Below are 20,637 nucleotides of genomic sequence, written 5' to 3'. Positions count from 1 at the left end.
ATAACTATTTAATAAGGGAGGTTATTATGAATCCATACAATATATTGGTAGTAGAAGACGAAAAAGAAATAGCAGAGGCAATAGAAATCTATCTTCTTAATCAGGGTTATAATGTTGTAAAGGCATATAACGGAGAAGAAGGTTTAGAAGCAATAGAAAAAAATGATATTCATCTTGCAATAGTAGATATAATGATGCCTGTAATGGATGGAGTTACAATGATTATGAAGCTTAGAGAAAAACATGATTTTCCTGTAATAATTCTATCTGCAAAGTCAGAAGAAGTAGACAAAATTATGGGGCTTAATATAGGAGCAGATGATTATGTAAACAAACCATTTAAACCACTTGAACTTCTTGCAAGAATAAACTCTCAGCTTAGAAGATATACAAAGTACCTTAACCTAGTTGAAAATAGCGAGTCAGAAGAACAAGAGGGCGTATATGTAATAGGTGGCTTAGAGCTAAATGAAAATACAAAAATGGTATCAGTTGATGGAAATAATGTAAAACTTACACCTATTGAATTCAAAATATTAAATCTATTGATGAGGAATCCTGGAAGAGTATTTTCATCGGAAGAAATTTATGAAAAAGTATGGAATGAAAGTGCAATTAATACAGATACAGTAATGGTACATATAAGAAATATTAGAGAAAAAATTGAGTTGGATTCTAAAAATCCAAAGTACCTAAAGGTGGTGTGGGGAATTGGATACAAGATTGACAAAATCTAAAAAAGAAAGGAATATTTTCACCTTTTTAGTTTTGTTAGTTATGCTTGCTCTTTCTTTGGTGATGATTTATAGATATCACTATGTTGAAGTCAAAGTAAGAAATGACAATACAAATCCTTTTGATAGTGAAGCATATATGTCGGATTTATACAATTCTAATTACTATTTATATTACAAGGAATATCAATATGAAAAAGATAAATTAATAAAGCCATCAGATCTTTTTTTAACAGAGGAAACAATTAAGTCTATGGTGGACAATGTAAAAGTTGACTACTATTCAAGTGAAATGGATAGTCAAGGAATAAAAGATTCATTTAATGCTGGCTTTGAAAATCTCAATACTTTTATAACAGAATCCAATGGTAATATAAAGTATTATTGTGAAAATACAAAGACTAAGACAGTTATGACAAACTATGATTTCAAAAACTTTAAGAAAGAAGATCTAAAAAGATTATTTATGAACTATATAGTTTTTGAATATGATGAAAATGGTGATGGAAAAGTTACTTATTGTTACGGTCTAAATAAAGAGACTATGAATAATTATTTTTTAGATTTACAAGCAAGTAAAAATATAGGAACTTTGTATTTTATAAATGGAGAACCATCAAGTGATTTTTCAAATTATAAAATAGAGCCTATAAGAAATATGAAGTTTGTATATGCAGTACCAAGGAATATAAATGCAAACTTTTATACAAGTAATGACTCTGTAAGTAACTTTATCAATAAAAGTGAAAGAAGGTCATATAAGATAATAGAGACTATTGCAAGGGCAATAATTATTGTTATATCACTTATAGCTCTTATGATCCCTACAGAGAGATTGAGAAGTTTTAGAGGTATGGAAAGGCTATATAGATTTCCTTTTGAAATAATTTTGGGAGTATTTTTCTATCTATATTATTCTCTTTTAAGCGATAATGTACCTATAAAAATAGTCAGAGAAACTATTACAGGAAATTTATTAAACCTAATAATAGCAAACGGAATCAAGCTTTCCATTGCAAAGCAAATAGTAAATTTGCTTAATATAGGATACTGGTTTTTAATATTCTTAATGGCATTTATTTGCGTTACTTTCTTAAAAATAGCATTTAAAGAAGGTTTTTCAAGTTATTTCAAAAATAAAAGTTTGATAATTAGATTTATACGACTGATATATCGCTCTCTTTATAAATCTGTAAAGAATCTTTTAAGTATAGATTTCAAGAAAAAATACAATAGGCTATTTATAATAGGAATAGTAATTATTTTTTCAGGATTTATATTTGTAGTCCTTATTTTTACAAATAATAATCCTATGGTAGACATATTATTTATATTTTATGTTTTAATGCTATTTTTATTTATAAAGATAGTAAAAGACACGATAAATGAAGCTATAGAAGATTATGCAAATCTTTTAAATCTTACTAAGGATATTGCAAATGGAAATTTGGATAAGGACATTATGTCCGAAGATGTAGGTATCTATGAAGAAATAAAAAGGCAGCTTGCAAGTATAAAAAAGGCGTATAAAAAATCAGTAGATGATGAGATCAAAAGTCAGAAGATGAAAAGTGAATTGATTTCAAATGTTTCTCATGATCTTAAAACTCCACTGACATCAATACTTTCTTATACAGACCTCTTAAAGACTGTAGAGACCAATGAGGAGGCTGTAAAGTATATAGATACTATATACAGGAAGTCTGAAAGGTTAAAAGTCCTTATAGATGATATGTTTGAAATTTCAAAGGCACAAACAGGTAATATTAAGCTAGAGTTTAATGATATTGACGTAGTAGAGCTGATGAAACAAACTATCTTTGAAGTAAGTGATAAGTTAAAAAATAAGGATATTTCTGTTAAGACAAATTTCCCAGAGCATAAGGTAATTTTGAAGTTAGACGGAGAAAAAACCTATAGAATATTTGAGAATTTGTTAGTAAATATATCCAAGTATGCAATGGCTAGTACAAGAGCCTATATAGATATATTTGAAGATGACAACAATGTTCATATTATTTTAAAGAATATATCAGAAACTGAAATAGACTATGAAGTAGAGGATATTTTAGAGAGATTTAGAAGAGGAGACAAATCTAGAAATACAGAAGGTTCAGGATTAGGTTTATCAATAGCTAAAAGTTATGTTGAAGCTCAAGGAGGACAGTTAAGGCTTTATCTTGATGGAGACTTATTCAAGGCAGAGATAAGCTTTAAGAAGGATAGTGAAACTAAAAAAGCATATGAAATAAAGAAAAAATATGAAGAAAAGAAAGAAAAAGAAGAAAAAAATATTTCTAGATACATAATACCAGAGTCTAATAAAGAAAATTTTGAAGTAGAGAAAGATTTAGAGAACAAAAATACCGAAATTGTAAAGTCGGATATGAAAAGTTTTCAAATAGAAAAAGATTCTTGTGATTTTTTTATGAAAAATAAAAAGAATCAAAAAAATAATAAAGTTGATAATAAAAAACCTTCAAAAAAAGGGAAAAGAGAGATTAAAGATGATGATTTAATCGGTTAATATTAAAGTACCTATGAAATTTTTCATAGGTACTTTTAATATGCAAAATAGAAAAATAAAAGTTATTTTTTAATAAAAAGTGAGTTTAAAAAATAATAAAAAAAGCTATGGGTTACAACCCATAGCCTATTTAAGCTAACTAAGCTCTTTCAACTTTTCCTGAACGTAAACATCTAGTACATACAGCAACTCTCTTTGGAGTACCGTCTACTACAGCTCTAACGTTTCTTAAGTTTGCTGACCAAGTTCTATTACTATGCTTGTTTGAGTGAGATACCTTACTTCCAGATACTCTACCTTTTCCGCACACGCTACATACTCTTGACACTATGCACACCTCCTTAATACTAAAATATTAAGCCTAAAAACATAATTAATGATATCATAGTAAAATAGAAAAATCAAGTAAAAAATTGCATTAATCTTATTTTTTTTGTATAATATAAGATACAGGATTTAATCAATAAATATTTCTTTTAAAAAGATTTGAATAAGTTCTTTTTGGATATTAAATTGTATATACAGAAAATTAGGAGGTAGTTTATGAGCTCAGTAATAGGCAATAAATTAGGAAACATAGAAATAGATAAGCACGTACTTGCCCAGTTAACTTACAAAGCTGCTATGGAGAGCTATGGTCTAGTTGGCTTCTCAGCTAAATCAAAGGGAATAGTAGAGCTATTAAAAGGCGAAAATGCAACTAAGGGCGTTAATATTGTAGAATTAAATGAAAAAGAAGTGGATATAGAGATATTTGTAATATTACAGTATGGTACAAACATCACTACTGTTGCAAATAATATTATAGAAAGAATAAAGTACACAGTCGAAACTTATTCCGGAGTAAAGGTTAATCAGATAACAGTAAGTGTTCAGGGAATAAGAGTCAAGTAATTGGGAGGATATGTAATGAATCAAAAGATAGATGGCAAATTATTTAGGGAGATGTTTATTTCGGGTGCGAATAATCTTCAGAATAATAAAGAATTAATTGATAAGCTAAATGTATTCCCTGTTCCTGATGGAGATACAGGTACAAATATGTCGCTTACAATAGCATCCGCTTTAAAGGAGCTTAACAAGGTAAAGGAAGACAATATTGAAGAAATAGGCAAGGCTTTATCTAAAGGGTCTCTTATGGGGGCTAGAGGTAACTCAGGAGTTATACTTTCACAGATAATAAGAGGTGTTGCTAAGTCTGTAGAGGGCAAGAATGAGTTGGATATTAATTCATTTGCTAAAGCTTTAAAGTCAGGATCAGACACAGCATACAAGGCAGTTATAAAGCCTATAGAAGGTACCGTTCTTACTGTTGTAAGAGAATCAGGCGAATACGCAGTAAAGCATGCCAAGAAGTATAAGGATATAGTTGAGTTTTTTGAAAGCGTAGTAGAAGAGGCCAATGCATCTCTTGAAAGAACTCCAGAATTACTAAAGAATTTAAAAGATGCTGGAGTTGTGGATTCAGGTGGTAAGGGTCTAGTTTGTATGTATGAAGGAATGCTTTCAGCTTTAAAGGGTAGAAAAGTAGAACTATTATCTGCAGGAAGTGATACACAGGCGAAGTCTGAAAATATTGGTACAAAGAGTGATAGTGCTAGAGATGTAGATATAAAATTCGGATACTGTACAGAATTTATATTAGAATCAGATAGTATTGATTCTGATTCTATGAGAGATATAATGCTAAATTATGGAGATAGTTTAGTAGTTGTAGGATATGATGGTGTAGTAAAGGTTCATGTTCATACAAATGAACCAGGTAATGTACTTCAGGAAGCTCTTAAATATGGGCCATTATTGACTATAAAAATAGAAAATATGAGAGTTCAGCATGAAAATCAAATAATACCTGATGATGAGCAAGAAGAAGTAGCTCAAGTAGGAAAAGAAGATGGATTTGTTGTAAATGAAGAAAAGAAAAAGTATGGTTTCATCACTACAACAATGGGAAGTGGACTTTCTGAGATATTTGAAAAATTAGGTGTTGATATAGTGATAGAAGGTGGACAGACAATGAACCCTTCTACAGAAGATTTTATGAATGCTGTAAATATGATAAATGCAGATAATATATTTATACTTCCAAATAATGGAAATGTTATAATGGCTGCAAATCAGGCAAAGGAAATCTCTGAAAAGAATATATATGTTGTTCCTACAAAGAATATACCTCAGGGTATAGGATGTCTTGTAACTTTTGACCCTGAAGCCGATGCAGATACAAATATGGAAAGCTTCACAGATGCACTTGAAAACATTAAGTCAGGTGAAATAACATATGCAGTAAGAGATACTATTATGGACGGTATAGAAGTAAAAGAAGGCGATGTAATAGGTATAACAGGAAAGAAGCTTATATCTTCGGGAAAGAGTGTAGATGAAGTAACTAAGAATGTAATTGCTGATATGGTAGATGAAGATTCTGATATAGTAACTCTTTATTATGGAGAAAATGTGGAAGAAGATTCAGCAAGAGCCTTTGCAGAATTAATACAAGAGGAATTTGAAGATGTTGATGTAGAACTTTACTATGGTGGACAGCCACTATATTACTACTTTATATCTGTAGAATAAATTTTGTAAAATAATATTCAAAAAATAAGCAAGATAAAATATTTATTTAAATTGAGACTTTATAAAAATAGACATAACTAATTATTGATATATAAGTCGAAGATGATTGAATTTAGAGGAGAAGAGCATAGTATCTTCTCCTTTTTTGTAAAGGATTTTAAAAAAAATTACTATATGATATAATATTTTCAGTGTAGTTAATAAAAATATATTTTAAATAAATCAGCACAGTGAGAGGGATAAAGATGTATAGTGTATTAAATGAAAATATTCAATATATAAAAGGAGTAGGTCCTAAAAAGGCAGAGAAAATGTCAAAACTAGGAATCAAAACTATAAAAGATGCCCTTTATTATTTTCCGAGACAGTTTGAAGATAGGAGTCGGGAAAAGAAAATTTTTCAACTGGAAGATTCGGAAAAAGTAAAAGTTAAAGTAAGAATAAACAATATAGTGAATTTAAAGGCTAACAAACTGACTATTACTAGGTTTGAAGTAAGCGATGAAACGGGAAAGGCAAGCCTTATATTTTTTAATAGAGCTTATTTAAGAAATACATTTAGAGTAGGAGATATAGTAAGAGTTTTTGGAACTGTAAAAATTGAAGGAAATTCCAAAGTAGAAATGCACAATTGTGAAATTGAGTATGAAAAAACAGAAAAGAATACAGGAATAATAGTTCCAGTGTATTCCTTGACTTATGGAGTCAGCAACAAGGATGTAATGGGAGTAATAAGAAATGTTTTTGAAAACTCTGATGTAAGAATAAAGGAGTATCTACCTAAAGAATTGATTAGTAAGTATAGTATGTGTGATATAAACTTTGCCATAAAAAGTATGCACTTTCCTATAAGAAAAGAAGATTTAAAAGTTGCGATGTTTAGACTAATCTTTGAAGAGTTTTTATTTATGCAGCTAGGACTATTTTCTATAAAGGGTGGAAATAGCACTGTAAGAGGTATTGAGTTTGAACATAGATCCAAATTAGATGAAATAGAAGATTCTCTTCCTTTTAGGCTTACAAAGGCTCAAAAAAGAGCTTTAAATGAAATAATAGATGATATGAAGTCTCCTAAGGTTATGAATAGATTAGTTCAAGGAGATGTTGGAAGTGGGAAGACAGTAGTTGCCCAACTAGCACTTGCAAATGCTGTTTTAAATGGATATCAAGGGGCTTATATGGCGCCTACAGAAATACTTGCAAAGCAGCACTATGAAAGTTTTACTGAGTTTTTTAGAGATAAAGATATTAAGGTGGAGATATTGACTGGAAGTACTAGAAAAAAAGAAGGTCAAGAAATATTGGAAAGATTAAGTGCAGGAGATATAGATATTTTGATAGGTACTCATGCCTTGATAGAGGATAGAGTTGAATTTAAAAAATTGGGATTGGTAATAACTGATGAACAGCATCGTTTTGGAGTAAGGCAAAGAGGAAAACTGAATTCAAAGTCTGAAAATCCAGATGTTATGGTAATGACTGCAACTCCCATACCTAGAACTTTGGCTCTTATTTTATATGGGGATTTGGACATATCTATAATAGATGAATTGCCACCTGGAAGAAAAGCAATAGAGACTATTGCGATTGAAAAAAATAAAAGAAAAAAATATTATATGTCAAGTGTTCGATCTGAAATAGAAAAAGGAAGGCAAGCCTATATAGTTTGTCCTCTAGTGGAAGAAAGTGAAGTTTTAGAAGTTCAGTCTGCAACTGAAGTATATGAAGAACTAGCAAATGAGATGTTTCCAGATTTGAGAGTAGGACTTTTGCATGGGAAGATGAAGGCAAAGGAAAAGGATGAAATTATGGAGGCTTTTAAAAACCACGAATTGGATATACTTGTTTCTACAACAGTTATAGAAGTAGGCGTTAATGTTCCTAATGCAACTTTGATGATAGTTGAAAATGCAGAGAGATTTGGTCTATCTCAGCTACATCAGTTAAGAGGAAGAGTCGGCAGGGGAAGTGAAAAGTCCTACTGCACACTAATATATGATTCTAAGACAAAAGTTTGTAAACAAAGAATGGATATAATGGAAGAAACTAATGACGGTTTTAAAATATCTGAAAAAGACCTAGAAATAAGAGGTCCGGGAGACTTTTTTGGAACAAGACAGCATGGTTTACCAGAATTAAAGGTTGCAAACTTATTTAAGCATATGAAAATATTGAGAATGGTACAGAAAGAAGCAAGGGAAATTTATTCTAAAGACCCAGCTCTTGAATTAAAAGAAAATCAAGGAATAAAATATAAAATAGAAGAAATGTTTAAATCTATAGGTGAAAATATTTCTCTTTAGATAATTTAAGATTTTAAAAAAACATATAAGATACAGCTTATAAAATAACTTAACTCTAGTTAAAAGGTACATTGTATGATAAAATATAATAAGATATATGTGTAAAAAAGGAGGTCACAATGAGAGTAATATCGGGAAGTGCAAGGGGACTTAAGTTGAATACTCCTACAAATAATGATATAAGACCTACCACTGACAGAGTCAAGGAGTCAATGTTTAATATAATTTCTCCTCAGGTTTACGACAGCACTGTTTTAGATCTCTTCTCGGGAAGTGGTGCTCTAGGAATAGAATGTATATCCAGAGGAGCAAGAGAAGTTTACTTTTGTGACAAAAGTAAGGAAAGTGTACAAGTCTTAAAAAGCAATTTAAAAAAGACAAAGTTTAATGAAAAAAGTCACATAATGAATGAGGATTACAAGTCAGTAATTAAGAATTTAGCTTCAAGGGGAGTGAAATTTGACTTAATTTTTGTAGATCCACCATACTATAAGGGTCTATTTGAAGATGTGCTTAAATCAATAGATGAAAGTGGAGTTTTAGATAAAGATGGAATTATAGTCGTGGAACACGATGCAGATATAAAAATGAAAGATGTTGGGGATCTCTGCGTTTATAAAGAAAGAAAGTATGGGATTACTATGTTGACATTTTATGGTTTGGAGGAAGATAATGAGTAAGCCTATAAAAGCAATTTTTGCGGGGAGTTTTGATCCAATTACAAATGGTCATATAGACATAATAGAAAGGGCATCTAAGTTGTTTGGAGAACTTAAAATTGGTATTCTGATAAATCCAAATAAGAATGCGCTTTTTTCAATGGAAGAAAGACTTGAGTTAATAAGAAAATCTACAGATCACATAAAAAATATAGAAGTTGTATTTTTTGAGGGGCTACTAGTAGACTATTGTAAGAAAAATGATATAACAGTTTTAGTGAGAGGGATTAGATCATCTGCAGACATTGCATATGAATTACAAATGGCCCATATGAATAAGGAACTTGATGATAGAATAGAAACAGTAATAATACCTACAAATACAAAGTATTCTTTTATAAGCTCTTCACTTATAAAAGAAGTATTAAGGTTTAATGCCAATATAGAAGATTTAGTTCCTAAATGTGTTTTGGAAGAATTGAAGAAAAAAAGAGGTCTTTTATAAAATTAGTAGCATATAATGCACTATTTAAGAAATACTATATTAAATATAATTAAATTGGAGGTTAATATGAGCGAAGATATCAGAGTAATAGACCTTATAGGTAGGTTAGAAGATATATTAAATGAAGCTGGAAAGCTTCCTTTATCAAAAAAAGTCGGTGTAGACAGAGATGAAATGCTTGATTTACTAGATAGTTTAAAAGAAAGCTTGCCATATGAGTTAGATACTGCTTTAAAGATACTTGATGAGCAGGACTCTATACTAGAATCAGCAAGAAATGATGCTAACTTTATAGTTGAAGAAGCAAAAAGAGAAAAAGAACAGAGTATAAAAGAGTGTAATGAAGATATAATTTTGAGAAAGAAGCAAGCAGATAGTGAAATGGAAACTATGATGAGAGAAGCTACAATGAGAGCAGAAGAGCTTGTAAGTGAAAGTAAGACAATGAAAGATGCAAAGGCTAGATCAGAAAAGCTTATTAGAGAAGCACAGGAATATTCAAGAAATATTAGAGATGGTGCAAGAGGATATTCAATAGACAAGTTAGAAAGCGTTGAAGCTACTTTATCATCAATATTAGCAGAAGTAAGATCAGACAAAGGAAAGCTTTAAGATGGTGACATTATGAAAATAGGATCAATAGTAGCTGAATACAATCCCTTTCATAATGGTCATAGATATCAGATTGAAGAATATAAAAGACATAAAGATATATCTCATTTAGTAGTGGCAATGAGTGGAAACTTTGTTCAAAGAGGAGCTCCTGCAATATTTGACAAATTTAGCAGAGCTGAAATGGCAATATCTGCAGGTGCAGACTTGGTAATTGAAATTCCAGCTTATTTTGCAACTCAAACAGCAGAACTTTATGCAAGAGGAGCAATATTGAGTCTAGATGCACTTGGGTGTTTAGACTCAATATGTTTTGGAACAGAAGAAGAAAATATTGAAAAACTAAAAGAAACTGCAAGGATATTGGTTTATAGAAATGAAGAATATGAAAAAATACTATCAAAATATTTAGCAGAGAAGCTTCCATTTCCTATAGCAAGGCAAAGTGCTATAGAAAAGATTTTAGAGCTTGATAATAGTGAATTTTTATCAATGTCAAATAATATTCTAGCAATAGAATATTTAAAAGAACTGCTTAGAATAGATTCTAATATAGAAGCAGTCTCTATTTTGAGAAAGGCAGTAGACCATAATAGCATTGAAGCAAAAGGCAACTTTAAATCGGCGACTTCAATAAGAAAGAGTCTTTATAATGTTAAAGAGACAATTTCTAAAAGATATAGAGAAATGGATACTATAGAAAAAATTGAAGAAGAAAAAATTTTAGGTTTTGAAAAATATCTACCAAGCACAAGTGTAGAAGTAATAAAGAAAAATTTTTCAAAAGATATTTATCCTATCTATGCAGAAAATTTTTTTGATGAGCTTTGCTACTCTATATTGAGAGAAGAAGAAAACTTAGAACAATATTTTGAAGTAAATGAAGGAATAGAAAATTCCATAAGGAAAAATATTACAACTTCTTATAATTTTGAAGAGCTAGTTGAAGAGTTGACGTCGGCAAGGTATAGCTCATCAAGAATAAGAAGAACTTTGTTTAATATTCTTTTAGGAATATATAAAGATGATATGAAAGAGATAAGAAGATTAAAAGCTCTTTCATATATAAGAGTCCTTGCTTTTAATAAAAAGGGAACAGAAATTTTGAAAGAGATTAAAAATAAATCCAATGCTTTAATAATTAAGTCACCCGCAAAAGCTAAAAAGTCGGATGAGTACAGAAATAATGCTATATTAAAAAAGATGTTTGATTTTGATATCAAATCTTCTAATATATATTATCAGAAGTACTATAGTCAAAACCGCAGTATTCTTAAAAAGGGTGAACCCGATTTTGTAACACTGGGGTATATGTTATAGCATTTAAAGTATTTAAAATATTTTCAGTTGTTGTTTAAAAATGATAACTGAATAAGATAAAAATGTTAACGTTATCATCTAAAAGTAAGCACGGTGAAATTTTTGCCGTTTAAGTTTTGCAATAGCTATACAGTATAACATTGATATTTTATAAACTAAATATAGAATTTATGTTAAAAATGTGTACATTTAGATTAAAAAGTGATATATTAACATTGGATTATTAATAATAAATAATATATTTATGGAGGTAAACATTATAATGAAGGTTTTAGTATTAAACTGTGGAAGTTCATCATTAAAGTATCAGTTAATAGATATGACTAATGAATCAGTACTATGTAAGGGGCTAGTTGAAAGAATAGGAATAGATGGTTCTGTTCTTAAGCACGAAAAGCCAGGGCTAGATGGTAAGCACATAGTAGAAACTCCTATGAAGGACCACAAGGATGCAATCAACCATGTATTATCAGCAGTTGTTGATGAAAAGGTTGGAGCAGTAAAGGATATGAAGGAAATAGATGCTGTAGGACATAGAATAGTTCACGGTGGAGAAAAGTTCGCTTCTTCAGCTGTATTAACAGATGAAGTAATAGCAGCTATAGAAGGTGTATCTGATCTTGCACCACTTCACAATCCAGCTAACTTAATGGGTGTTGAGGCTTGTAAGGCTATATTACCAGACGTAGTACAGGTTGCTGTATTTGATACAGCTTTCCATCAGACTATGCCAGAAAAGACATTTTTATATGGTCTTCCATATGAATTATATACAAAGTATGGAGTAAGAAGATATGGTTTCCATGGTACAAGTCATATGTACGTAACTCAGAGAGCTGCTGAAATGTTAGGAAAGGCTCCTGAAGATCTTAGAATAATAACTTGTCACTTAGGCAACGGTGCTTCAATAGCAGCTGTTGATCATGGTAAGTGTTTAGATACAAGTATGGGATTAACTCCTCTTGAAGGTCTAATAATGGGTACTAGATGTGGTGATATAGACCCAGCTATAATACCATTTGTAATGAAGAAGGAAAACCTAGATGCTGACGGCGTTGATAAGCTAATGAACAAGCAGTCAGGTGTATATGGTATGACTGGTATATCTTCAGACTTTAGAGACATAGAAGATGCAGCAAACAATGGAGATAAGAAGGCTATAAATGCTTTAGAAGCTTATATTCAGAGAGTTAAGAAGTACATAGGTGCATATGCAGCAGAAATGAATGGTGTAGATGCAGTTGTATTCACTGCTGGTCTTGGTGAAAACAGTATAAGCATGAGAGCTGATATATGTAAGGATATGGAATTCTTAGGAATAAATATAGATGAAGAAAAGAATAATGTAAGAGGTAAGGACACTGTAATATCTACAGAAGATTCAAAGGTTAAGGTACTTCTTATACCAACAAATGAAGAATTAATGATAGCAAGAGATACTGTAAAGCTTGCTAAGTAGTAAAATAAAGCTACTGGTAAATATATATAAATATAGAAAATATTTTACCGAAAAATAACTCAAAAAAAAATAAGTATAAGGCAAAAATGCTTGACAAATAATTTTTGAGTATGTATAATAGACAAGTAATGTTTTTAGAGGTGATAAATTATGAAGCTAAATATTGAATCTCTATATAATAAGGAAATAAGAAGTAAAGACTTCGATTTGAGCGAAAATGTCTCAAGTTTCGAATTTTCCGGTGTAGAGTACAAATTAGTATCACCGGTTCATCTATCTGGACAAATATCAAAAGCTGGGCAGAACTTCTTATTAAAGGCAAAAGTTGAGTTTGTTTTTCTAGGTAGTTGTAATAGGTGTCTAGCCGATGTCAAAGTTCCGGTAGAATATAATATTGAAGCTTATCTAATGAGAGAAGAATACGATGAGAGTGAATTTGAAGATGTGGATGTATTTGAGATAGATTCATCAGAAGTTAACCTTATGGAGATTATCGAAAGTACTTTATGTTTTAATATGCCTCAACGAATTCTATGTAGCGAATATTGTAAAGGAATATGTTCAGGCTGTGGGGTAAATCTTAATACTGAAGACTGTAAGTGTGAAGACTCCATAGATGTCGATGACATTGATCCTAGATTTGCTAAACTAAAAGAATTGTTAAAATAGAGTAAGGAGGTGTCTTCATGGCAGTACCAAAGCGTAGAACATCTAAATCTAAAAAGAATATGAGAAGAGCAGCTAACTCAAAGATGGTTCCAACTGGTTTCGTTGAGTGCCCTCAGTGCCACGAACCAAAGTTACCACACAGAGTTTGTCAGACTTGTGGAAGCTACAACGGAAAAGAAGTTGTATCTGTTGACTAATTAGATTTTAGAAAATTTAAAAATGATAAATGATGTGAATGAGATTCTTATCTCATTCACATTTTTTATGCAAATTTATGATATAATAGGATTAGGAGTTTGTGCTTAATTAATAGATATTAATTGCTTATAAAAGAATAAATAGTGATGTAAGAATATTTTATGAGGCTAAGTATTTTGAATATAATTTATAATACTTTTGCCAAGAAGAAATGCAAAGCTATTACAGACTTCTGTATATACAAAAGTATATGAGATGGGAGGAATTATATGAAGATTGTCATAGATGGAATGGGCGGAGATAACGCTCCACAGGCAGTAGTAGAAGGTGCTTGTATGGCTGTTAATGAATACGGAGTTGATATTGTTATAACAGGCGATGAAAAGGCTATAAATGAAGAGCTTAAAAAGCATAGTTATGACAAGAATAAGATATCTGTAGTTCATACAACAGAAGTGATTACAAATGAAGAAAAACCTGTCCATGCAATTAGAAAGAAAAAGGATAGTTCAATGGTTGTAGCACTTAATATGGTTAAAAATAAAGAAGCGGATATAGTAATATCTGCAGGAAGTACAGGGGCACTGCTAAGCGGGGGAGTGTTTATCATTAAGAGAATAAAAGGTATATCAAGACCTTGTATATGTGCTACTCTTCCAACTATAAATGGTGGTTCCACTATGCTGGCGGATACTGGAGCCAATGTTGATTGCGATGTGCAAAATCTCATGGATTTCGCATTTATGACAGACATATATGCTAGAAAAGTCCTTAAAAAAGATTCTCCTAGGGTAGCTCTTGCAAATATAGGAACAGAAGAAGGTAAGGGGAATGATCTCGTTAAAAAAACTTTTGAAGAATTAAAGAATGTAGAGGGCTTAAACTTCATTGGGAATATGGAAACAAGAGAAATTCTTAACGGAGTATGCGATGTTGTAGTATGTGATGGATTTATCGGCAATATTGTTTTAAAAACAGTAGAAGGTAGTGTTTTATCACTGTTTAAAAAGCTTAAAGAGGCGATGATGTCTACTACAAAGTCAAAAATTGGGGCTTTATTAATGAAGAGTGAATTAAAAGAAATAAAAGATCTACTTGATTATACTTCTTATGGTGGTGCACCTTTCTTAGGAGTAGATGGTGGAGTGATTAAGGCACACGGTAGTTCTAATGCAAAATCTATTAAAAATGCAATATACCAAGGTATTAAATTCCATGAAGGAGAAGTAATGGATGAAATAAAGAAATATGTCGAAGGTAAGGCAAAATAGATTTTTGGAGGTATTATATCATGACTGAAAAATACTCATATGAGGAGTTAAAATCTAAGATGAAGTATTTGAAACTACTGGCTAATCAGTATCCTACAATATCAAAGGCTAGTACTGAAATTATTAATTTAGAAGCAATATTAAATCTTCCTAAGGGTACGGAGCATTTTTTATCTGATATACATGGAGAGCATGAAGCTTTTATACATGTATTAAAAAATGGTTCAGGAGTAATAAGAAGAAAAATAGACGAATTATTTTCAAATACTATGCGGGACTCAGAAAAAAAGACTCTGGCAACTTTAGTCTATTATCCTCATAGTAAATTGGAACTTGTTAAAAAGACAGATGCAAATATAGAAGATTTTTATAGAATTAGCATCTATAGATTGGTTGAACTTTGTAAATATTGTTCAAGTAAATATACTAGATCTAAGGTGAGAAAGCTATTACCAGCTGAATACAGCTATGTAATAGAAGAGCTTCTTCATGAACACAGAAAAAGTGAGCATAAAGAAGAATACTATGAATCTCTAGTTGAGACGATAATTAATCTGGGACAGTCAGAAGATTTTATAGTTGCAATATGTACAGCTATACAGAGGCTAGTGGTAGATAGATTACATATTGTAGGGGATATTTACGATAGAGGACCAAGACCTGATATTATTGTAGATAGACTTATGGAGCATCACTGTGTGGACATACAATGGGGAAATCATGATATTCTTTGGATGGGTGCAGCTGCAGGAGAAAAAACTTGTATAGCAAATGCCCTTAGGATTTCATCTAGATATGCTAACCTAGACATTGTAGAAGATGTATACGGTATAAACTTGCTACCTTTAGCAACATTTGCACTTAAAACATATAAGGACGATCCTTGTAGTGAATTTCTTCCTAAAATGGGAGATTCAGAATTTAATACTCAAGAGATCCCTTTAATTGCAAAAATGCATAAGGCGATAAGTATTATACAGTTTAAGTTAGAAGGAGAAATAATAAACAATCATCCAGAATATGGAATGAATCACAGGTTACTTCTTGATAAGATAGATTATGAAAAAGGAACAATCAATTTAAAGGAAAAAGTTTATAAACTAAAAGATACTAATTTCCCTACAATAGATCCAAAGGATCCTTTTAGACTAACTCAAGAAGAATGTGATATAGTTGAAAAGTTAGTAAAATCATTTAGAATGAGTGATAAGCTTCAAAAACATGTGAACTTCTTATTTGTAAAGGGAAGTATTTATTTAAAATATAATGGAAATCTATTAATACATGGCGGTATTCCACTAAATAATGACGGAAGTTTTATGGAAATGAAACTAAAGGGTAATAAATATAGTGGAAGAGCTCTTCTAGACAAGATGGAGAATCTTGTAAGAGAAGGTTACTATGAAAAAGATGATAATAAAAGAGCCTATGGTCTAGATATGTTTTGGTATTTATGGACAGGAAAATGCTCGTCATTATTTGGAAAAGATGAGATGACAACTTTTGAAAGATACTTTATAGAAGATAAGGAAACTCATGTAGAAAATAAGAATCCATATTATATTTTAAGAGAAGATATGGATGTTTTGAAGAATATATTTGAAGAATTTAATATGAACTTTGAAGAAGATCATATTATAAATGGTCATGTTCCTGTTAAATTTAAAAAGGGAGAAAAACCTGTAAAGGCAGGGGGGAAGATATTCGTTATAGATGGTGGATTTTCTAGGGCGTATCAGTCCAAAACTGGTATGGCTGGATATACATTAATTTATAACTCAAGAACTCTTCAATTAGTATCACATGAGCCTTTTACTTCTAAGGAAGATGCAGTAGAGAATGAAATTGATATAATATCTTCAACTGTTCTTGTAGAGCATAGAACAAAGAGAAGGATGATAGCGGATACCAATGATGGTAAACAGTTATCTGAAAAAGTAGAAGATTTAAAGACTTTGTTGGCAGCATATAAATGCGGTCTTATAAAGGAAAAGTAAGAGTCAACAAGGCTTATAGATATACAATATTATAAAAATTTTGCTTTTAAGTGATTTTTTTAAAACACTCAATAGCATAGAGGCTTAAAATATGGTATAATATTGTAAGTATTTTATGGAGGTGTAAAATGGAAAATTTGGGTCAGATAAAGATATCAAATGACGTTATACAGACAATTGCTGGTTTTGCAGCATTGGAAGTTGACGGAATAGACAAGTCTACATCGTTTACGGATAAATTATTTGGTAACAATGGAATAAAAGTTGAAATAGACAGCGATAAGGCGTCTATAGATGTTGAACTATCAGTTACATTTGGTCAGGTTATACCTGAAGTTTGTTTCAAGGTTCAAGAAAATATAGTTAATGCAGTTGAGACAATGGCGGGACTAAAAGTATCTCAGGTCAATGTTCATGTTGTCAGCGTAGAGCTTAAGAAGGAAAGAGATAAAAAGGATAATGAAAAATAATAAAGTTAATGATTTGCTAGTAAGAAGAGTTGTATCAAGAGAACTTTTCATGAAGTTTTTGTATCAGAATGAACTGCTAGAAGCAGGTTGGGAAGATTTATATCAGAAGTTAGATACATTTCTTGATGGAGTCGAAGATGATGCAATGGAGATACATATAGAAAATGGTGGTAGAGAATTTGACCAGCTAGAAACATATAGAGATGTAGTACTTGACGGTTCATACCTTATGGATATGTCAAGAGTTATTGAATCTAATATATCAGAAATAGATGAATATATAAATAAGTATGCTAGAAATTGGACAGTTGAAACTTTGCCTAAAGTAGATGTTTCTATTTTAAGAATAGCTATAGCAGAAATAAAGTACACTGCAATAGTTCCAAACGGTGTTGCTTGTGATCAGGCAGTAATACTTGCTAAAAAATATTGTGATGATAATGCTTATAAGTATATAAATGGTATACTAGGAAGTATAATCGGAGAATAGATAAATAAAGAAAACCTTGGGTATTTACCCAAGGTTTTCTATTTTTATGATTAATTTACAAGATGGTATTTGTTATTTAGTAATTCAAAATTGTTTTTTAGACCATCTGTAATATACACTTTTGAGTCCTTAGTAATAAAAATAGCATCTACACCTTTAATGCTTTTTATTTTTTCAAATCCTTCTTTTAAACCTAGTCCATAAATGGAAGTTGAAAGTGCATCTCCATCTATAGATTTATCAGAGACTATTGTAACACTGTTTAGATTGTTGTCAAAAGGATATCCAGTTTTAGGATTTAACATATGATGATAAATCTTTCCGTCTTTTTCTAGATATCTTTCGTATATTCCAGATGTAACAATTGACTTGTTACTAACCTTTATATTTGCCATAGGGCTACTTGAATCCTTTGCAGGGTCTTGTATTCCAACTGAAAAGTCTTTATTTCTATCGTTTTTACCTAAAACATATATATTACCACCAAGGTTAATTATAGCATCTTTGACTCCATTATTTTTAAGATAGGAAGCAATTTTATCTGCACAAAAGCCCTTAGCAATTCCACCTAGGTCAAGCTTCATACCTTTTTCCTTTAAATAAACTGTGCGTTCAGCTTTGTTTAAAACTATATTTTTGTAGTTGACCAAAGGCAGTACATTTTTAATTTCTGATTCAGAAGGAACCCTTGCATTTTTATTGCCAATATTCCATAAAGAAGTAAGTGGACCTACTGCTATATCAAATTCGCCATTTGTAAGCTTAGAGTAATAAACAGATTTTTCAATTACATTAAAAATATCATCACTTACTTTTACAGCTTTAATACCAGCATTTTTATTTATTTTTGATAATTCGCTTCCAGGAAGCTGAAGACTCATTTCATTATTGATATCCAATATTATTTTGTCAACCTCAGGAAGAAGCTTATCTGCTTGTTTTTTTCTAATATTTATAAGTGAAACTTCATTTACTGTGTCCAAATAGTAGTTAGTTTGGGAATAAGTTCCCTTCTTAAAAACGGTATTAGATACTATAAGGGCAGTAAGCAAAATCAGCGTTGTAATCAGAAATAAGATTTTTCCATTCTTTTTCATTTTATCCTCCCATATATGATATAATTTATAATGTGACTTAGGGTGTAGACTAATCTGCACAAGCACACAGTACATTATATCATAATTTAAGGAGATTCTATGAAAAAGAAAGACATAATTTTGATTATAAGCGTTATAATTATTGCCTTGGGAGCTATTTTGGGTAACAAAATTCTAAATTCTGGTAAAAGTGATAGGGTTGAGATATATGTAAATAATAAACTTTACAAAGAATTACCAATTAATGAGGATAAAAAAATTGAGATAAATAATGGAAAAGGCAAAAATACAGTATATATTCATGATAATGGAGTTGAGATGCTTCATGCAAATTGTCCAGATAAAGTTTGTGTAAGAACTGGTTTTGTCAAGAAAACAGGTGAGAGTATAGTATGTCTTCCTCATAGAGTGAATATCAAGATAGTCAGCGATAATAAAGACAAAAAAGAACATGACGTAATAGTCAAATAAAATATTTAAAAATAATATTATAATATAAGGAGATAAACTATATATATCTTAAAATATTAAAATGATTAAGACAAATATATAGTGAAAATATATTAATAAAAGGTTTGAAAATAGGGGGATAACATGGTACATATAGGAAATGATTGGGATGAGATACTAAAAGGAGAATTTGAAAAAGAATATTATAAAAATCTAAGAGAATTTCTTAAAAAAGAATACTCGACTCAGGAAATTTTTCCCAATATGTATGATATATTCAATGCTTTGAAATATACTTCATATAAAGATACAAAGGTGGTAATAATAGGTCAAGATCCATATCATAATGTAGGACAGGCTCACGGTTTAGCCTTTTCAGTTAAACCAGGTGTTCAGACTCCACCATCTCTTCAAAATATGTATAAAGAATTAAAAGATGAACTGGATTGCTTTATACCTAATAATGGATATTTAGTCAAATGGGCAGATCAAGGAGTACTTTTAATCAATACAGTTCTTACTGTAAGAGCTCATAATGCAAACTCTCATAAGGGAATGGGTTGGGAGATATTTACTGATAATATAATTAAATATCTTAGCGATAGAGAGGATCCAGTAATATTTTTATTATGGGGAGCAAATGCAAGAAGTAAGAAAAAAATAATAGATAAAAATAAACATATTATTTTGGAAGCGCCTCATCCAAGTCCACTTTCTGTATACAGAGGTTTTTTCGGATGTGGACACTTCAAAAAAGCAAATGAAATTCTTGAAGAAATGGGCAAGGAGAAAATTGATTGGCAAATAGAAAATATTTAATATTATATAATATTGATAAGTATATTGATGTTTCATATGATTGAAAGCATTAGTCTAGAAAGTCATACAAGAAGTTGCTTAAAAACTTATAGTAGATGGATAAAATTTCCAAAAAATATGAAAAAATATCTAAAGTTATTTAAGAAAATAGTATTTAAAACTTTTTTATTAAAAAAGTGTAGTATTTATAGATTTATGTTATAATAGATATAAATAAAAAGTATTATATAATTAGAAAAACTCTTGAAGGAAAACAATATTTATGCTACTATTATATAGTACTCACTTAAAGAAGTACACAAATTTACGGGGGTGAATGGGTGCTGGTGTGCCCTCTAGTCTTCAAAACTAGTATGAGGGGTTAGGAGCCTCTTGGGTGAGTTCGATTCTCACGCATTCCCGCCAAATTATGAATTTTACTACTGATTTTATGTTATACTAAAATCAGTAGTTTTTTATTGCAAAAAATAAAATATTTTA

20 protein-coding genes and 1 tRNA gene are annotated in these 20,637 nt (G+C 30.6%); 19 read left to right on the top strand and 2 right to left on the bottom strand.

Features of this window, described 5'->3' with window-relative positions; translation table 11 throughout:
* The first annotated feature begins 26 nt into the window (after window positions 1–26).
* Entirely contained in the window at window positions 27–737 is a 711-nt protein-coding gene (locus BMY82_RS01980; RefSeq protein ID WP_091974075.1) for a response regulator transcription factor, read from the top strand.
* Window positions 712–3,261: a histidine kinase dimerization/phospho-acceptor domain-containing protein gene (locus tag BMY82_RS01975; protein ID WP_091974073.1), complete on the top strand. Its 2,550-nt coding sequence runs from the start codon at window positions 712–714 to the stop codon at window positions 3,259–3,261. Before BMY82_RS01980 ends, BMY82_RS01975 begins: the two co-directional genes overlap by 26 nt.
* Before the next feature lie 139 nt (window positions 3,262–3,400).
* Here the strand turns inward: BMY82_RS01975 and rpmB are convergent, their stop codons facing one another.
* Window positions 3,401–3,589 (bottom strand): 50S ribosomal protein L28, encoded by a 189-nt coding sequence (gene rpmB / locus BMY82_RS01970; RefSeq protein WP_091974071.1) that lies wholly within the window; start codon window positions 3,587–3,589, stop codon window positions 3,401–3,403.
* Window positions 3,590–3,804: 215 nt separating this feature from the next.
* On the opposite strand from rpmB, the gene BMY82_RS01965 reads away from it, so the two are divergent.
* From BMY82_RS01965 to nusB, 14 genes are all read left to right on the top strand, one after another.
* Window positions 3,805–4,155 carry an Asp23/Gls24 family envelope stress response protein gene (locus tag BMY82_RS01965; protein WP_091974069.1) on the top strand — a complete coding sequence of 117 codons (351 nt, stop codon included), beginning with the start codon at window positions 3,805–3,807 and terminating at the stop codon, window positions 4,153–4,155.
* A 15-nt stretch (window positions 4,156–4,170) separates the two neighbouring features.
* On the top strand, window positions 4,171–5,838 hold the full coding sequence (locus BMY82_RS01960) for a DAK2 domain-containing protein (protein WP_091974067.1): 1,668 nt from the start codon (window positions 4,171–4,173) through the stop codon (window positions 5,836–5,838).
* Between the two features lie 245 nt (window positions 5,839–6,083).
* Window positions 6,084–8,141 carry an ATP-dependent DNA helicase RecG gene (gene recG, locus BMY82_RS01955; protein WP_091974065.1) on the top strand — a complete coding sequence of 686 codons (2,058 nt, stop codon included), beginning with the start codon at window positions 6,084–6,086 and terminating at the stop codon, window positions 8,139–8,141.
* 119 nt (window positions 8,142–8,260) lie between these two features.
* Window positions 8,261–8,821, top strand: coding sequence for a 16S rRNA (guanine(966)-N(2))-methyltransferase RsmD (gene rsmD / locus BMY82_RS01950; RefSeq protein WP_091974063.1), 561 nt, complete (start codon window positions 8,261–8,263; stop codon window positions 8,819–8,821).
* Complete coding sequence (gene coaD / locus BMY82_RS01945; RefSeq protein WP_091974060.1) at window positions 8,814–9,305, top strand: pantetheine-phosphate adenylyltransferase; 492 nt, start codon at window positions 8,814–8,816, stop codon at window positions 9,303–9,305. The genes rsmD and coaD overlap by 8 nt, the downstream gene beginning before the upstream one ends.
* Before the next feature lie 66 nt (window positions 9,306–9,371).
* On the top strand, window positions 9,372–9,917 hold the full coding sequence (locus tag BMY82_RS01940) for a permease (protein WP_091974058.1): 546 nt from the start codon (window positions 9,372–9,374) through the stop codon (window positions 9,915–9,917).
* A gap of 12 nt (window positions 9,918–9,929) precedes the next feature.
* Entirely contained in the window at window positions 9,930–11,237 is a 1,308-nt protein-coding gene (locus BMY82_RS01935; RefSeq protein ID WP_091974056.1) for a nucleotidyltransferase, read from the top strand.
* 262 nt (window positions 11,238–11,499) lie between these two features.
* The gene (locus BMY82_RS01930; protein ID WP_091974054.1) at window positions 11,500–12,696 is read left to right on the top strand and encodes an acetate/propionate family kinase; all 1,197 of its coding nucleotides are present in this window, start codon (window positions 11,500–11,502) and stop codon (window positions 12,694–12,696) included.
* A gap of 150 nt (window positions 12,697–12,846) precedes the next feature.
* Window positions 12,847–13,365 (top strand): YceD family protein, encoded by a 519-nt coding sequence (locus BMY82_RS01925; RefSeq protein ID WP_091974052.1) that lies wholly within the window; start codon window positions 12,847–12,849, stop codon window positions 13,363–13,365.
* 17 nt (window positions 13,366–13,382) lie between these two features.
* The gene (rpmF, locus tag BMY82_RS01920; RefSeq protein ID WP_091974050.1) at window positions 13,383–13,562 is read left to right on the top strand and encodes a 50S ribosomal protein L32; all 180 of its coding nucleotides are present in this window, start codon (window positions 13,383–13,385) and stop codon (window positions 13,560–13,562) included.
* 270 nt (window positions 13,563–13,832) lie between these two features.
* Window positions 13,833–14,834 (top strand): phosphate acyltransferase PlsX, encoded by a 1,002-nt coding sequence (plsX, locus tag BMY82_RS01915; RefSeq protein ID WP_091974048.1) that lies wholly within the window; start codon window positions 13,833–13,835, stop codon window positions 14,832–14,834.
* A 20-nt stretch (window positions 14,835–14,854) separates the two neighbouring features.
* Entirely contained in the window at window positions 14,855–16,831 is a 1,977-nt protein-coding gene (locus BMY82_RS01910) for a fructose-1,6-bisphosphatase (protein WP_091974046.1), read from the top strand.
* Window positions 16,832–16,959: 128 nt separating this feature from the next.
* Window positions 16,960–17,301, top strand: a complete 342-nt coding sequence (locus tag BMY82_RS01905) for an Asp23/Gls24 family envelope stress response protein (protein WP_091974044.1) — start codon at window positions 16,960–16,962, stop codon at window positions 17,299–17,301.
* A complete protein-coding gene (nusB, locus tag BMY82_RS01900) occupies window positions 17,291–17,791 on the top strand; it encodes a transcription antitermination factor NusB (RefSeq protein ID WP_091974042.1) in 501 nt (166 codons plus the stop codon). Before BMY82_RS01905 ends, nusB begins: the two co-directional genes overlap by 11 nt.
* Window positions 17,792–17,841: 50 nt before the next feature.
* On the opposite strand, the gene BMY82_RS01895 is transcribed toward nusB, so the two are convergent.
* A complete protein-coding gene (locus BMY82_RS01895) occupies window positions 17,842–18,888 on the bottom strand; it encodes an FAD:protein FMN transferase (RefSeq protein WP_091974040.1) in 1,047 nt (348 codons plus the stop codon).
* 99 nt (window positions 18,889–18,987) lie between these two features.
* Between BMY82_RS01895 and BMY82_RS01890 the strand changes: the two genes are divergently transcribed.
* From BMY82_RS01890 to BMY82_RS09425, 3 genes are all read left to right on the top strand, one after another.
* Window positions 18,988–19,359: a NusG domain II-containing protein gene (locus BMY82_RS01890; protein WP_091974037.1), complete on the top strand. Its 372-nt coding sequence runs from the start codon at window positions 18,988–18,990 to the stop codon at window positions 19,357–19,359.
* Between the two features lie 123 nt (window positions 19,360–19,482).
* Entirely contained in the window at window positions 19,483–20,157 is a 675-nt protein-coding gene (locus BMY82_RS01885; protein WP_091974034.1) for a uracil-DNA glycosylase, read from the top strand.
* A gap of 308 nt (window positions 20,158–20,465) precedes the next feature.
* Window positions 20,466–20,562, top strand: a tRNA-Sec gene (locus BMY82_RS09425).
* The last annotated feature ends 75 nt before the right edge of the window (window positions 20,563–20,637 follow it).

It is taken from the genome of Peptostreptococcus russellii (genome assembly GCF_900110295.1).
Lineage (GTDB): Bacteria > Bacillota > Clostridia > Peptostreptococcales > Peptostreptococcaceae > Peptostreptococcus > Peptostreptococcus russellii_A.
The sequence above is the reverse complement of the archived record's forward strand: the minus strand, read 5'-3'. Positions and strand labels throughout refer to the sequence as shown.

Excerpts from the sequence above, each read along its gene's own strand:
- BMY82_RS01895 (WP_091974040.1), bottom strand. The coding sequence starts at position 18,888 with ATGAAAAAGAATGGAAAAATCTTATTTCTGATTACAACGCTGATTTTG.
- BMY82_RS01925 (WP_091974052.1), top strand. The coding sequence starts at position 12,847 with ATGAAGCTAAATATTGAATCTCTATATAATAAGGAAATAAGAAGTAAA.
- BMY82_RS01935 (WP_091974056.1), top strand. The coding sequence starts at position 9,930 with ATGAAAATAGGATCAATAGTAGCTGAATACAATCCCTTTCATAATGGT.
- BMY82_RS01960 (WP_091974067.1), top strand. The coding sequence starts at position 4,171 with ATGAATCAAAAGATAGATGGCAAATTATTTAGGGAGATGTTTATTTCG.
- BMY82_RS01890 (WP_091974037.1), top strand. The coding sequence starts at position 18,988 with ATGAAAAAGAAAGACATAATTTTGATTATAAGCGTTATAATTATTGCC.
- BMY82_RS01885 (WP_091974034.1), top strand. The coding sequence starts at position 19,483 with ATGGTACATATAGGAAATGATTGGGATGAGATACTAAAAGGAGAATTT.
- rsmD (WP_091974063.1), top strand. The coding sequence starts at position 8,261 with ATGAGAGTAATATCGGGAAGTGCAAGGGGACTTAAGTTGAATACTCCT.
- BMY82_RS01940 (WP_091974058.1), top strand. The coding sequence starts at position 9,372 with ATGAGCGAAGATATCAGAGTAATAGACCTTATAGGTAGGTTAGAAGAT.
- recG (WP_091974065.1), top strand. The coding sequence starts at position 6,084 with ATGTATAGTGTATTAAATGAAAATATTCAATATATAAAAGGAGTAGGT.
- BMY82_RS01905 (WP_091974044.1), top strand. The coding sequence starts at position 16,960 with ATGGAAAATTTGGGTCAGATAAAGATATCAAATGACGTTATACAGACA.
- rpmF (WP_091974050.1), top strand. The coding sequence starts at position 13,383 with ATGGCAGTACCAAAGCGTAGAACATCTAAATCTAAAAAGAATATGAGA.
- BMY82_RS01930 (WP_091974054.1), top strand. The coding sequence starts at position 11,500 with ATGAAGGTTTTAGTATTAAACTGTGGAAGTTCATCATTAAAGTATCAG.
- BMY82_RS01965 (WP_091974069.1), top strand. The coding sequence starts at position 3,805 with ATGAGCTCAGTAATAGGCAATAAATTAGGAAACATAGAAATAGATAAG.
- nusB (WP_091974042.1), top strand. The coding sequence starts at position 17,291 with ATGAAAAATAATAAAGTTAATGATTTGCTAGTAAGAAGAGTTGTATCA.
- coaD (WP_091974060.1), top strand. The coding sequence starts at position 8,814 with ATGAGTAAGCCTATAAAAGCAATTTTTGCGGGGAGTTTTGATCCAATT.
- BMY82_RS01910 (WP_091974046.1), top strand. The coding sequence starts at position 14,855 with ATGACTGAAAAATACTCATATGAGGAGTTAAAATCTAAGATGAAGTAT.
- plsX (WP_091974048.1), top strand. The coding sequence starts at position 13,833 with ATGAAGATTGTCATAGATGGAATGGGCGGAGATAACGCTCCACAGGCA.
- BMY82_RS01980 (WP_091974075.1), top strand. The coding sequence starts at position 27 with ATGAATCCATACAATATATTGGTAGTAGAAGACGAAAAAGAAATAGCA.